The sequence below is a fragment of the Psychroflexus sp. S27 genome, from assembly GCF_002810405.1.
Classification (GTDB): Bacteria; Bacteroidota; Bacteroidia; order Flavobacteriales; family Flavobacteriaceae; genus Psychroflexus; species Psychroflexus halocasei_A.
The window spans coordinates 137,570-152,777 of the sequence record NZ_NEXQ01000026.1; the positions used below are offsets into that span (position 1 = coordinate 137,570).

At 34.3% G+C, this 15,208-nt stretch carries 11 protein-coding genes; 4 read left to right on the forward strand and 7 right to left on the reverse strand.

The window, feature by feature from the left end; genetic code table 11:
* Positions 1–10 precede the first annotated feature (10 nt).
* Complete coding sequence (locus CAP47_RS11930) at positions 11–1,471, forward strand: hypothetical protein (protein WP_100776819.1); 1,461 nt, start codon at positions 11–13, stop codon at positions 1,469–1,471.
* Between the two features lie 126 nt (positions 1,472–1,597).
* On the opposite strand, the gene CAP47_RS11935 is transcribed toward CAP47_RS11930, so the two are convergent.
* The 6 genes from CAP47_RS11935 to CAP47_RS11960 form a co-directional block, all read right to left on the reverse strand.
* Positions 1,598–3,817, reverse strand: a complete 2,220-nt coding sequence (locus CAP47_RS11935) for a nitric-oxide reductase large subunit (protein ID WP_100776820.1) — start codon at positions 3,815–3,817, stop codon at positions 1,598–1,600.
* A gap of 541 nt (positions 3,818–4,358) precedes the next feature.
* Complete coding sequence (locus CAP47_RS11940) at positions 4,359–5,639, reverse strand: hypothetical protein (protein WP_100776821.1); 1,281 nt, start codon at positions 5,637–5,639, stop codon at positions 4,359–4,361.
* 24 nt (positions 5,640–5,663) lie between these two features.
* Positions 5,664–6,488 (reverse strand): TonB-dependent receptor domain-containing protein, encoded by an 825-nt coding sequence (locus CAP47_RS11945; RefSeq protein WP_410523967.1) that lies wholly within the window; start codon positions 6,486–6,488, stop codon positions 5,664–5,666.
* 74 nt (positions 6,489–6,562) lie between these two features.
* On the reverse strand, positions 6,563–8,077 hold the full coding sequence (locus CAP47_RS11950) for a TonB-dependent receptor plug domain-containing protein (RefSeq protein WP_100776823.1): 1,515 nt from the start codon (positions 8,075–8,077) through the stop codon (positions 6,563–6,565).
* Between the two features lie 257 nt (positions 8,078–8,334).
* Positions 8,335–8,616 (reverse strand): winged helix-turn-helix domain-containing protein, encoded by a 282-nt coding sequence (locus tag CAP47_RS11955; protein WP_100776824.1) that lies wholly within the window; start codon positions 8,614–8,616, stop codon positions 8,335–8,337.
* Entirely contained in the window at positions 8,603–9,154 is a 552-nt protein-coding gene (locus tag CAP47_RS11960) for a hypothetical protein (protein WP_100776825.1), read from the reverse strand. Before CAP47_RS11960 ends, CAP47_RS11955 begins: the two co-directional genes overlap by 14 nt.
* 237 nt (positions 9,155–9,391) lie before the next feature.
* Here CAP47_RS11960 and CAP47_RS11965 point away from each other — a divergent pair, with 237 nt between their 5' ends.
* The 3 genes from CAP47_RS11965 to CAP47_RS11975 are packed head-to-tail and all read left to right on the forward strand — an operon-like array spanning position 9,392 to position 13,116.
* Positions 9,392–10,447 (forward strand): Fe(3+) ABC transporter substrate-binding protein, encoded by a 1,056-nt coding sequence (locus CAP47_RS11965; RefSeq protein WP_093244359.1) that lies wholly within the window; start codon positions 9,392–9,394, stop codon positions 10,445–10,447.
* Entirely contained in the window at positions 10,428–12,089 is a 1,662-nt protein-coding gene (locus CAP47_RS11970; RefSeq protein WP_100776826.1) for an ABC transporter permease, read from the forward strand. The genes CAP47_RS11965 and CAP47_RS11970 overlap by 20 nt, the downstream gene beginning before the upstream one ends.
* Position 12,090: 1 nt before the next feature.
* On the forward strand, positions 12,091–13,116 hold the full coding sequence (locus CAP47_RS11975) for an ABC transporter ATP-binding protein (RefSeq protein ID WP_192869999.1): 1,026 nt from the start codon (positions 12,091–12,093) through the stop codon (positions 13,114–13,116).
* Between the two features lie 3 nt (positions 13,117–13,119).
* Here the strand turns inward: CAP47_RS11975 and CAP47_RS11980 are convergent, their stop codons facing one another.
* Positions 13,120–15,201, reverse strand: coding sequence for a YCF48-related protein (locus tag CAP47_RS11980; RefSeq protein ID WP_100776828.1), 2,082 nt, complete (start codon positions 15,199–15,201; stop codon positions 13,120–13,122).
* Positions 15,202–15,208 lie beyond the last annotated feature (7 nt).

Sequence of the window (15,208 nt, forward strand, 5' to 3'; positions counted from 1 at the left end):
ATTACATATTATGACATATAAGAATATATTTATTATTTTTTTAATAATTAGCTTTTCTGTTAATTTTGACGGGGTTGCTCAAAAAATAAAAATCAAAAAAGGCATCATAAGTATTGACAAGAATCCTGTTGCTAAGCATAAAGAGCAAGGCTTAAATACTGATATCTTCTATTTTTTAGATGGTAAAAAAGCATTTGAAGTCGATTTTAAAAGTGTCACTGTTAGTCCAACTGAAGCTCACCAATGGTTAGTGATGACTTCTGCTGAAGGTGAAAAAACTGAAATTCCTTATGAGGTGTTGACTGTTTCTTTTAATTCTAAAAAGATTCTTATCCATTTGCTCATGGAAAAATATAAGATCTTTACATCTCAAAAATTAGATGCTGATCAGCTGAGTATTTTTTTTGCAGAAGAACGAGAATCCTTAAGTGATCAATACTTAAAAGCAGGTATGGCAGCGGCTGAAGAGGCTGCAAAACGTGAAGAAATTCTAGGTCAATACAAGCCTTTTGTTAAAGAAGATGGCAGTATTATTTTTGGAGGTTCATTCGGGTCTAAAATAGTAGGTTACGTACATTATTATAAAAGCAGTCAACAATATGCGATTAAAGATTTAGATGGCATTCAAGTTGCTATGACTGAGAAACCTCAAAAAATGGCACAAACAACAGTTTTTGCAAAAACATATACAGATGAAACATTTGAATTTGATCGTGGCTCAAGTACCATGTTAAAATCAAATTTTTCAAGAAACTTTGCTCAAATTTTTGTTGAAGAAACTGTGGGTAGAAATTACAGGCTTGGTCGTGAGGCTAAATCTCATAAGGCAAAAATGCATCAAGAAAAAATTATTGTTGCCAAAGAGAACAGTGTCAATTTATACAAGATTAAAGGTTACGTGATCAATGAAGATGGTGAGAAAATCAATGGTGATATTACTGCAATTTTTGAGCCTTTAGACTTAAATCCTCAGGATGGAAATGATGTTTTGAAAAGCTTAAATGTGATTGACAAATATGGGAAATACATGAGTATTACATATTTAAATGATCGTGGCAAAACCCGCACAAAAGAATTTAAAGCTAAAAACGCTATTGAGTTTTGTGTTGATATTGATGGTCAAATGCAATGTTATGTTGGAATGCAAACCAAAGGAAATGCGATGAAAAAGCTAATGAATGCATCAAATTTAGGTTTTAATAATGCTTATTTTTACAAACGCATTTATAAGTTAAATGAACATCAGCTTTTAATAAAGCCTGATGAGGCCTCCATTTACGTGATAAAAGTCAGTGATCAATCAAAAGCTTTTATGGTTGATGACCGTAACAATTCAAATTTATCATCAGCTCTTGCTGATTATTTGTCTGCTTGTTCGCAGTTAGCCAAAGACATTGAAAATGAAGAATTCGATTTAAAAAACGAGGAGAATCTTAAAAACATACTAGAAGAATATCAGGCTTGCTTATAAGTCTGTAACCCATTTATCCAAAAAAAAGCTGTCTTAACTAAAAGTTATAGACAGCTTTTTTAATTTAATTCTTTCTTTACTAAATATTTCAAAAGAAACGACTTAATAAAGGGTATTTACAAAAATTCATTTTTTTAGTTTGTAGCTATAAATTGTCTCTTCAATGGCAAACCAACAGAAGTAGAAAATTCCGATTGAGAAGATAATATCACCAATCATTCTTAACCATTTTAAAGTTTGTACAGTAGGTGAATACAATAAATCGGCTTCTCTTGCAAAAGAATAACCTTTACTGATTGAGGTGTAAGCTTGTATAATTCCTATAGGCAATAAACTGATTAACACCATTGCGATAAGCCCAATATTTAAAAACCAAAAAGCGCGTTTGAGTTTGACATTGTTCCAAGCTCTATCAGAATAAAAGCGTAAACACATAATGATAAAGCCCATTCCTAACATGCCATAAACTCCAAATAAAGCTGTATGTGAGTGAACAGCTGTTGTATTAAGACCTTGAATGTAATATAACGCGATTGGTGGATTGATTAAGAAACCGAAAACACCTGCGCCTATAAAATTCCAGAAAGCAACAGCTATAAAGAAGAAAATAGGCCATTTATATTTTTGTATCCAATCTTTACTTTTTAATAAATTCCAGTTTTCTCTAATTTCAAAACCCATTAATGTCAGCGGAACAACTTCTAAAGCACTAAAAGTGGCGCCTAATGCAATGGCTTGTACAGGCGTTCCTGAGTAATATAAATGGTGTAAAGTTCCGATAATTCCGCCTGCCAAAAATATAGCTGCTGATGCGACAGAAAGATATCCTGCTGTTTTAAAAGATATAATTTTCATACGAGAGAAGATAAAGGCAATAACAACTGTTGCAAAAACTTCAAAGAAACCTTCAACCCACAGATGCACAAGCCACCATCTCCAATAATTAATGACAGGTAATGTGCTGTTTTCACCATACATTAAGCCAGAGAAAAAGAACATGCCTATCGCAACGACTGATATGAGTAAGATGACAACCAAATGCTTTGATTCATCATTTTTACGAATCGCATAAATTAAATGTCGGCTTACCATTATTACCCATAAAATTAAACCTATGCCTAAAAATATTTGCCAGAAACGACCCAAATCCATGTACTCATAACCTTGATGGCCAAAGAAAAAGTTTGTTGTTAAGTCAAGAAACTGATGCACTCCTAACCATTCACCTAACATAGAGCCTAGCACGATAATGAGTAATGCAATAAATAAGAAATTAATACCAAAAACCTGATATTTCATTTCTTTACCAGATATCATCGGTGCTAAAAACAAACCTGTTGCCAACCAAGCTGCCGCTATCCAAAAAATTGCGAGCTGCGTGTGCCATGTTCTTGTAATAGAATACGGTAAAATACTTCCTAAATCAAAGCCGAAGAAAGCTTGGCCTTCTACTGTATAATGCACAGTGATAATACCTAAAATAACTTGTAAACCAATTAAGAGCGAAATGACGATAAAGTATTTCAAAACTGCTTTCTGAGAAGGAACTAATTTTAGATTTGTTAGTGGATCAATACTAGGTTTGATAAGTGCTTCTCCTTTTTCATGATCTCTCAAATAATAATAAGTTAATAGCCCAATAAAAAGTATTAATAAAACGATTGATAAACCTGACCAAATTAATGAGTCATCAGTGATCGTATTATCAATCAAAGGTTCGTGAGGCCAGTTTGACGTATAAGTGTAATCTTTTTCAGGACGATTGGTACTTGCTGCCCAGGAAGTCCAAAACAGAAAAGCATTGAGTTGCTCAAGTTTAACTTCATCGGTTAAAGCGCCCTCAGGAATGGCATATTGTTCATGCCCATCAGAAAAAATAGAGCTGTAATGCTTAATGTTTTCTGAAATAGCCTCCCATCTTAATTTAGATATTTTTATAGTTTCTGAGCTTTCATCAAAGGTGTTTGTTTTGACATCCTTGATTAAACGCGCTTTTAAAGCTGCTTTCTTCTCAACATCTAAGCTTTCATAAGATTTATTAAAATCATTCTGCGCCCAAGAGTCAAGCATATAAACAGCTTCTTTATGTATCCAATCTGCTGTCCAGTCTGGTGCTACATAACTTCCATGACCCCAAATTGAGCCAACTTCCATTCCACCGATTGATTCCCACACATTTTGCCCGATTTGTATGTCCTTTTTTGTATAAACGACTTCACCACTTTCTTTAATAACAACTTCCTGAGGAATAGGAGGTTGCGTTTGATAGACTTCTGTGCCTATCCAGATTAGTACTGCAAAGGAGAGCACAAAAACACTGGCAAATACAATCCAAACTTTTTTCATTTTTTTTATTTATAGGGTTAAAAATTCTTTCAGTTAAGGGGTTTAATTTTTTGTTGATTTTTAAGACTAAGACATATTGATTTCTTCTTCATTTTTTAAATTTTAATTATTTTGAGATTTATTTCGAATGGTTTGACACTTCATATCAGGACAAATTTGTCCTATTTAATGAGTTGTCATTTCTATATTTTTTGCTAGTCGTTTAGAATGATCATTTTAATAGAAGCTTAGTTCAATCAGTTTCATTCAATTTTTTGCTGTCTAAATATTGACTTTCTAAGAAGACATCTTAAGGTAAAATGAGGGTGGAAAAAGCGAAGAATCATAACTGAGATTTATGACCACAAAAATAAGTCAAATCTCAATAAAGGACAATTTTATCCTAATTAAATTTCAAAAAAAAATCACTAGTAAAGTCAATAAATACAAGTGATTTGAGCTAATTTATTTAACGTCCTAAAAATCAGAAGAATAAAAAAACTGCCTTCAACTTTCGTTGAGGCAGTTTTCAGATTATGGCTTAATCTATTTAAAAAAATGTTTAGTAAACACCTAAATAAAATGAGTCTGCTCCGTTATCAAGCTCAGCTCCGATTTCAAAAGCATCAGGAGATTCACTATTCGGATCAAATTTGTAAATATTTCCTTGCTGGCCCAATGGTGTTATTGCCATATAGAATTTTCCGTCACGGCCTACAACACCTGATTGGTAATACCACATCCATAAGTTATCTGGTAAATTTAACTTCACTGCAGTTTGGTTGTAAATGTCGATTCTAGCAACACCCCAAGCAGCATCTTCTTTGTCTCTACCTTCTGTTGCATCATAAAAAGGAACATAACCAATTCCGTTACCAACATAGAACCATCCGTTTGCACCAACTTCTGTCATTCCTAAAGCTTCAGCTAAATCGAATGCATAAGCATTATCGTATTCGCCGTTTGTGATTTTCAATAATTTAGAAGGTTTGCTTGATAAATGATAAATATCTCCTGCTTCATCAGAATGATAAACTGGCGTACGGTAACCATAAGTTGAACCTTGCGCATTTTCTGACTGAATAAATTCTACATTATCTAATGAAGGATAGTCAACAACCATTGTTGTTGCTTTGTAGGTTTCAGGATTTTCATTTTCTCCAGTTGCTGGATTAAATTGACGCATCGCAACACCGTAGTAAGCTTTTCCGTTTTTGATAGTCGGGTTATCCGTTCTCCAAATATGGAAGTTATCATCAAAAGTTGGTAACACATGTTCGCTGTTTTCTTCCAATGACATATTATCTAAACCTACTCTTTGAAAGACAGCTGTAGATTTAGTGTGAGTATATTCTCCCGTTTCAGGATCATTCATATTCTCAGTATTCACCGTATGTACCAAAGCATCATCTTTGCTGACAACTGTCCAACGTGGGTAAGCAGTTCCCATCGCGACTTGTACATTTGTTTCTGCTAATTTCTCGTAGCTTGAACCACCGTTGACTTTATATTTATAAATCATTCCTCCTCCGTAGCTCAAGTTGTAAAGGAAATCACCAGACGGCGAACCGTAAATTCTTGCAGTTCTCACAGAAGGAACTTCAAAGCCTTGACCATCAAAAGATATATTTCCTTCAGAGATATTGTTTAAAGCTTGTGCGTAAGTTCCTGAGTTTCCTTCAGAGCTAACACCAAAAACAACATTGTAAAAAGATTGATCTCCTTGAGGAGGGTTTGGCACTCCGCCTTCATTGTCGTCACTGCTACAACCGACGAATACACCTGATAATAATGCAGCTCCCATTAAGGTTGCTTTTGCTGAGGATAAAAAATTAACTTTCATGTAAAATGTATTTAATTGTTTGATTTATAAAATTTGATAAGTGAGTTTCATGTAAAATGATCGCCCTGGTTTTTGTAAAGCCCAGTTGTCAAAAACATGCTCGTCTGTGATGTTCTTGGCACTTAAACCTAAATTCAATTTATTTTCCATTAAGCTGTAATTCACACCAAGACTGTGAACAGCTTGCGTTGGTATAACTGCTTTTCCGCTACTTGCCAAACTTTCCCAGTTTCTGAAAAACTCATGCGTATATGAGAAGTTGTAGTTAAAGCTTAAGTCATTTCCTTTTTTAATTACATCTGGAAATTTGTATTCCGCGTAAGCGTTTAAGGTTAAGTAAGGTGCATTTCTTAATCTGTCCTTGTAATAAATGTACTCCGAACCAAATTCATCATACTTCAGATTGTAACGTGCATTGAAGTTTGAAAAATTAGTGATGATTTTTAAACGGCGGTTGTAATTGTAATTCAGCTCCAAATCAAAACCTGTACTCCTCACCTTTCCTAAGTTTTCAAAACCATATTTATCATCGATTTTGCTACTCACACCACGCACAATCATGTCACTGATATCTCTTAAAAAGAAATTGACATCAGCTTTTAAACTGTGTTTTTTATAAATAAAAGGACCGAAAGATGCTCCTAAATTGACATTTGTACTTTTTTCAGGATCTAAAGTATAAGTCGGCAATACATTCTGACTTGTATTTCCTAATAACTCCGTCACACCAGGCATTCTGATTGCTTTTTCAGCAGAAGACATCAACAAAACTTTAGGGTGAACTTCATAAGAAAGCGCTAAACCAAAGCCTTCATTCGAAATTGATTTATCATATTTCGTTGCGATAATATTATCATTTCTATCTTTCTGTACATCGGTTAATTCAACCTTTTGTTGGTAATATTTAAAAAATAGAGAAGTACTTAATTTTTCATCAAAGAAAGAAGCACATCGTAACTTAAACTATAAATTTGCTTGCTTAAAAAACGCGTATCTAAAAGTTCATTTTCAGCTTTTGGCAACATTGGGTCATCAATATCACGTGTAAATCTGTTGTAGAAAAAGTTTGCTTTCAGGCTATGATTCTCAATAAATTCATAAGCCAAACCTGTTCTATTCGCAAAGTTTTTTTCTTTGTTATTTGCTAAACTTGCACGACCGCCTTCACCACCAGAATTTCTCCAGTTGATCGGATTTCCATCAGCATCACGGATAATTTCTCCCAACCAATTATACATATAAGGAATAGTATCAATCACTTTTCGGTTGGTTTGAGAGAAAGATGAAAAGGTATTAAAATCTAAACCATTAAGGAGAATGTCAGATTTTTTATACTTCAAGCTTGCCATCTTTGTATCGCGTTCACTACGGCGATTGCCGTAAACAACATCCATTGTTGCACCTGTTTGAACATCATTATCCATATCGGACATTAGCAAACCAAGTGTTAACTCATCAGCCCAAGATTTATCTCTCACACCAATATCAGCCTTGACGCCTTTAGATTCATAAGCATCATGAAAACGTTCAGCTTTGACGTATTTCACCTTTCCAGTCTGCGGATTGGTGACATAAACATTGTCGCCATAAACCTCATAATTGTTGTCTGTATATGTGTAAAAAGCTGAAAGCTGTGTGTTAATTCCTGTTTTATCGTGGTAGAAATTAGCATTGATATCTGCCTGATGTGTATTGAAAGAACCGTAAGTATATGAAGCTGTTAAGCTGGTTTTCTTTTCTTTTTTTAAAACAATATTGATTCCGCCGCCCAAAGCATCTTCGGTTAATTCGCCTGGCAAAACGCCTTTATAAACCTCAATACGCTCAATCATAGATGGCGGAATACTGCTTAATGAAAAAGCACGACCATAGTTACGAATCGGGATACCATCAATAAAAACACGGACAGAATTTCCTGATAAACCATTGAGATTATAGTTGATTGATGAGCCTAAGCCAGCAGATTGTCTGATTTTCACACCTGCAGACCTGTCCAATATTTCAGTCGATCCTAAACTCTGAAGCGCCAAATCTTTGGTTGTCACAACTTCAACGCTGTAGCCTTTTTCTTTGGTTAAACGTCCTTTAGATTTACTTTCAATGATCACATTGTCAAGTTCAAAACTTTCGTTTTCATCCAATTGAATTTTCAAAAAATCAGAAGCATCTGTCAAAACAGTTTTTAAACGAATTTCACTTTTACCGAAAGGCTGAACGATAACTTCATAAGCCTTAGACTTCAAATCAGTAATTGTAAACTGACCCTTTTCATCCGTGTAAGCATGCTTACTCCCTTGCTCTATATAAACAAAAGCAGAAATAACTGGGTCGCCATTTTTATAAATAACTTCACCTGAAAGTGATTTTGAAGATTGCTGTGCAAAAGCGAAAAAACTTGCATTGAGCAACAGGAATAAACTGAAAATTATTTGCCTCATTTAGCCTTTTATTTGTAATAAATCTAAATAAATGCAAATGTATAATTTTAATATAGAACAATTATAAATAAGAAAATAAAAAAGATGCGCATCAACTTTTTAAATAGCCTCAACAATTATTAATTAGCATATTTCATTATTAAATCAATCAAGTAAATGGTGATGGATGATAAAATCATCATCAAAAACCAAATTTTTATGAAATAAATTAAATAATGTTAAAATTTGAAATCATAGGATACTAATATTCATTTTGATTAAATATCTAACATTGACTTTAAAGTTTGAATGTAAGACTCAAGTTCATCTCGCCCAAGCTCTGTCATTCTGCATCGCGTTAAAGGGTAATTATTTTTAAAAGATTTTTCAATTTCAATATAATCAGCAGTCTCTAACTTTTTAAGTTGCACACTTAGATTACCTTTTGAAGCAGAAGTGGCTTCTAGTAATTTATTAAATTCTACCCATTCCACATTTGCTAAAAAACTAATTATACTTAGTCTTAGTTCCTGATGTAATAAAGGATTAAGCTTTTTCATTTTTTTTCGTATATAAACCTGGTATGAAATAGCCACCCATCATTCCTATAGCATAAACAAGGCTCACCCATTTACCTTCAATAAAAAAACCGCTGATAATTGCTGTCACAACAAGAATAATTCCGCCAACGAAAAGGGCTTTATTTTTGGTAATTGTAGCACTAATAAAAGTTGCATTTGCGGCTAAAAGTAATATTAAGGCATGAGGTGGCATTAAAGATTTGACACTATAAATAATGACAAATAATAAACATATACCAAAAGAAATCCAAACATACTTCATTATACGATCAAATACAGTTTCAACCCGAAAATCATTTTTTCTTTGAACTAAAGCTAAAATCCCACCACCTGTCCCTCCAGCAATCGGCCATACAATCCAAGGCGCATTGATTTTGCCGATCAGAAAAAATTCTACCACACCAGCAACTCCCATCACGGCACCCCATATAATGAAGTAAATTGAGTATTGATGAAGCGATTTCTGACTCTCTTTCATCATTTCTTCAATAATTTTTAAACTCTTATTTGTTTCCATAACATTATAATTTCAAACAAACATAAACTAGTTTACAGAATAAACCAAATATTTATTATAGTAAAATTAATACTTTCAAAGATTTTCAAATTATAAAAGAATTTCAAGATGCTGATATAACTAGTGATTCACAACATCATTTCTTAATAATTGTTAAAGTAAATAGCTTATTTTTATTTTCACTATTTAAATCTATTCTAAATTAATACATTTGCTTTTTCAAAAAAATTCATAATCATGAAAAAAATATTTCTAGCTATTATTGCGATTTCAATCTTTACTGCCTGTAAAAATGATAACCAGCAAAAAAAATCATCGACAAACGAAAAGTCTCAAGATGAAGAAGTCATGACACTTTATACGCATCGTCATTACAAACCTGACCAAAGTATCATTAAAATGTTTGAAGATGAAACAAACATTAAAGTTAAGGTTGTTAATGCCAGTGCCGATGAACTCATCCAAAAAATGAAAATGGAAGGCAAACAATCTCCCGCTGATGTGATTATCACTGTTGATGCTGGCCGTTTACACCGTGCTAAAGAACAAGATTTATTACAAAGCATTGAATCTGATGTGCTAGAAAAGACAATACCTTCACACCTTCAAGACACGGATAACCAATGGTTTGGCTTCACTAAAAGAGCGAGAATAATCGCTTATGCGAAAGATAGAGTTAAACCTGAAGATCTATCAACTTATGAAGATTTGACAGCAGAAAAATGGAAAAACAAGATCTTAATCAGATCTTCTTCAAACATCTACAACCAATCCCTGATGGCATCAATTATTGCTAATGATGGCGAAGAAGAAGCTAAAGAATGGGCAAAAGGTATTGTAAATAATATGGCACGCGCTCCTAAAGGCTCTGATAGAGACCAAGTGAAAGCTGTTGTCGCTGGCGAAGGTGATTTAGCAATTGTTAACTCTTACTACATCGGTAAAATGCTCAACTCTCCTGACAGCGAAGAAGTTGAAACTGCCAAAAAAATTGGTTTGTTTTTCCCAAATCAAGATGGCAGAGGAACGCATGTGAATGTGAGTGGTGCTGGTGTTACTAAATATGCGCCAAATAAAGAAAATGCAATTAAATTTATTGAATTTTTAGTAAGTGAAAAAGCACAAAAAGAATTCACTAACCTAAACTACGAATACCCAGTGATTGAAAGTGTTGAGCCAACGGCAGACATCAAAGCATGGGGCGATTTTAAAGAAGATAATTTAGAATTGACAAAACTCGGAGAAAACAACAAAAAAGCAGTTTTACTTTTTGATGAAGCAGGCTGGAAATAATAAAAAATCCTCCTTGATCACAAGGTTGAATAGACTTGTACGAGATACAAACAAATGGTCAGTTTTTACGCTGGCCATTGTTCTTTTCTTGGCATTACCTATTCTTTTTATCGGTGTTGAGCTTTTTGCTGGACCTGGTGAATCTTGGAATCATATTACTGAATATTTATTACCCGAGTATATACTCAACTCTTTATATCTGATTGTTTTTTGTAGTCTATTGGTTCTCATTTTTGGTGTTTCCTCCGCATGGTTTGTTTCACGCTTTGAGTTTCCTTTACGCAAACAAATGGAGTGGCTTCTTATTCTTCCTTTAGCAATTCCCTCCTACATTGTCGGTTATGCTTATGCTGGTATATTTGATTACGGTGGAAGTTTAAACCTTATTTTAAGGTACTTTAATCTTGACTTTATTCGCATTGATGTGATGAACAAAGCTGGACTCGCCTTCGTATTAAGCATTTCGCTATTTCCTTATGTTTACGTTAGTGCGAGAGCTTTCTTCCTGAATCAAGCCAACAACCTTCTTGAAGCCTCGAAAATGCTAGGTGTAGGTGAAGCCAAAAGTTTCTTTAAACTCATGCTTCCTCTTGCCCGACCTGCTGTTGTTGCTGGCTTAGTTTTGGTATTAATGGAAGTGCTTAACGATTATGGCGCTGCTAAATATTACGGCGTCAATACATTTACAACTGGTATATTCAGGTCGTGGTTTTCATTAGAAGAACCGCAAACAGCAGTCTATTTATCAGCAATTTTAGTAGTGATTATCCTAGCTTTAATTCTTTTTGAAAAGTGGCAAGTCAGAAAAATGAAATTTAATTCTGCAAAAACAAACAACACACAACTCGAACGTAAAGAAACAAAAGGCAGTCAAAAATGGTTGATATTTTCTGTGGTCATGCTCCCTGTTTTGCTCGGCTTTATTTTACCTGTTGCACAACTCATATATTGGGCGACAATCACAGCTTCAACAGTTTTTGACACAGCGTTTATCATGTTATCACTGCAAAGCTTTGGTATTGCTATTTCATCAGCAATTATTACAGTTTTCTTTGCACTTTTATTGATTTATTTTTCAAAATGGAGCGCATTAAATTTCATAAAAAACACAGCCAAAGTCGGCGTTTTAGGTTATGCTATTCCTGGTGCAGTTATCGCAATTGGCATTATGTTACCGACTATTGCTTTTGACAAATGGCTGATTCAAATTTTGGGTCAATTCGGTATTGACTCTGGACTGATTATCAATGGAACGCTGATCGCTTTATTTTATGCTTATGCTGTGAGATTCTTAGCTGTGGCTTATCATCCCATAGATTCTACGGCTTTAAAAGTGAGCGAAAGCATTCCTGACTCATCAAAGGTTTTAGGTGTTGGACATCTCAAAACTTTTAGGAAAATTGAATTTCCTTTAATTAAAACGGGCGTTTTCAGTGCTGTGATTTTGGTTTTTATAGATGTGATGAAAGAATTACCTCTCACGTTAATTCTCAAGCCTTATCATGTAGACACTTTAGCTGTTAAAGCCTTTGAATATGCAAGCGACGAAATGGTTATGGAAGCCTCAATACCATCACTTTTCATTATCTTTACGGCGATGATTCCTGTTATATTTCTTAATAAATTACTGATCAATAAATAAAATGCTAACAATACAATCACTTTCAAAAAGTTACGATAAAGGCAAAAATTATGCTTTAGACGATGTCACAATCGATCTGAAAGCTGGAGATGTTTGTGCCATTGTGGGCGAAAGCGGTAGCGGAAAAACAACTTTAGTACGTTTGATTGCTGGCTTGGAAAGACCAGATGAAGGCAGTATTTCGCTGAATGGAAAAGTGATTGCTTCTGATAAAAAATTTGTTCAGCCGGAAAAACGAAAAATCGGATTAGTGTTTCAGGAATATGCACTTTTTCCGCATCTGACTATTGAAGAAAACATTTTATACGGAATTTCAAAACTTAAAAACAAGAAGAAAAGAGCGCAAGAAATGCTCGACTTGGTTGGCTTAAGTGATTTAGGCAAACGCTATCCGCATCAACTCTCAGGCGGACAACAACAACGCGTTGCCTTGGCAAGAGCTTTGGCACCTGAACCTTCATTACTTATTCTTGATGAACCTTTCAGTAATCTTGATGCGATGCTACGTATGCAACTCAGAAACGAGGTGTTTGATATTATTAAAAAAACTGGTGTCACCGTACTATTTGTCACTCACGATACGCAAGATGCGCTTTCAGTTGCTGATGAAATCATGATTCTTCAAAACGGAAAAGTGATCCAAAAAGATGCGGCGGCAAACTTATATGTGAAACCCAATACCTTATACGTGGCTTCCCTATTTGGCAATACTGTACAGATCAATAAAAATTTGCAAACGGCTTTTAAATGTCCTTTAAATGAAAATTGCTGTCATGCCATTCGAAATGAAAAATTTAAAGTTTTCCCTACTCATAATGGCTCTGATCCTAAAACCATTGATGAATGTGACCACATCACAAAAGCAGATGTGATTAAAAAAGTGGTGCTCGGAGACTCCATTCAGCTTTTGTTAAAACTTGAATCTGGTGAGCAACTCACCGTGATGACGCAAGACTCCAACATCGCAGATTCCATCTACATCGGTTTTAATTCTAATGATATTTTAGAGTTTAGTGAGGAAAATTAATCATCACTCCTTAATCAACTTCTTAATATAAGTTTTGCCTTCATTTGTTTTCAGGTGAACAAAATAAATACCTTGTGAAAGTTTAGAAACATCTATTGATTTTTGTTTCTCATTCTTCAGTTGATGTTTTTTTATTAATTGCCCTTGGCTGCTATAAATTGTCAACTGCAATGCATTAATATTTTTATGCCAATCAAAATGAAGTTTTCCTTTTGTTGGGTTTGGGTAAAATGAAATCGGGACAAAGTCTTCTTCATAAGATCTTGTTTGCAAGACATTTCCAATATCTAAAGTATAAATATCTGATCTAAAACTCGTTGCAATGATTTTATCTTCCAATATATAAAAGAGATTACAGCAATTAGGATCATTTATAATGGCATCGCTCACCTCTGTCCAGTTCATGCCTGCATCTATCGTTTTGTAAACCTGACCTAAATTTGTCACGCCTAAAGCTGTGTTGGCATCAAAAAAGCGGTAGGCCAAAATATAACCATCAAATCCATGAAGTTCAAAATTCTGACCGCCATTAAAAGTGACATAATCACCGATGTAAACGGTGTTGCCATCAATAATCTCTAATTGTCCATTGGATGGTGCCGTGAATGTGAGTTCTGTCCAAGTGTCGCCAGCATCAACAGATTTAAAGATTTGATTTACAGAATTGATCAAAAAACCTGTTTGGTTATCTTCAGAAAATTTAAGTTGTGTTACATTTCCAACTTCAGCAATATGTGTCCACCCACTACTGTTTTGATAGTGATAAAGTCCGTCACTTGAAAAGAAGTTTCCACCTCCTACGAAAAAATCACTCATCGATGAAATCCATGAAGTCTTCGCGATAAATTGCTGCGTAATATTTGGCCCAGGAACTGTTGTCCAGGTTTCGCCAAAATCTTGAGACAAACCTACATAACTGATATTACCACGCGATGTGATGGCTTGTCCGTTATCTCTCATGTGAACATTGTTGTAACCTCCAGAGACATTTTTCTTTTCCCAATTTTGCCCGCCATCAGATGTTCTAAACATGACATCATGAAAGACAGCACTTCCTGTTTGTCCTTTTCCAACAATTAAACCTTGATCTAGATCTGCAAATGACATTTGATTGAGATCACTCATTGTGACGCCTTTAAGGTGAGAAGTCCATGTGAGCAAATCTGAAGATTGAAGAATTTCAGCTTCTGTGCCGATGTAAGTTAAATTTGTAGAAGCCGAAACTGTATTTAAATCACCTGAACCAATAATTTCGGTTGTCCATGTTAAACCTTCATCATCTGAAGTGAGCACTCGGCCTGATTGACCAACAGCGACTAAATTATCGTTATGTGTTTGTGCCACATCGTAGATGATTCTATTTGTCGTTGTGATGGCTTGCGTCCACGTATCACCAGCATCATGTGTGTAAAAAATGTATCCATTTGAGCCTGCAATAACACCTTTTGTTTCTGAAAAAAAATAGACTTTTTGAAAGTTCCAGTAAGAATCAATATTTAAAATGATTTCTGTCCAAGTTGTTCCTCCATCAATTGTTTTTAAAAAACTAATATCCTCACCAACAGCAAAACCCGTGAGATCATTAATAAAATGAATACTCTTTAAATTTTCTGTTATTGGTGTTGTTTGTTCCGTCCATGTTTGGCCTGCGTCGTCAGTATGAAAAATAACACCATTATCGCCAGCGATAAAACCTTCATTTTCATTTAAAAAATATAATGAGTTAAATGTATAGCCAGGTAAATCTTGTGAAGTAATTGTCTGAAAATCATCATTCGTAAAGTATAAATCGTAAGTCGTTAAAACAAAAGCAGAATTATTAGCAATCATCTGCATCTTCCTGGCATCTGGAAATTTATATCTTTGATAGGTTTCACCGACATCTGAACTTGTGTATAAATACTCTAAAATCGGACTTGTATCAAGAGCATAAATTGAATTATTATTTGTGACTTCTAAAGTCGTGATTTTAGAAATATTTTTTAGAGGTGTCCTCAAAATCCACTCTTGAGCAAATAATTGTGAGCTTAATAATGTGAAAACAAAAAGTAAAATGTATTTATTTTGAAAGTAATAATTCTTCATAGTTCAC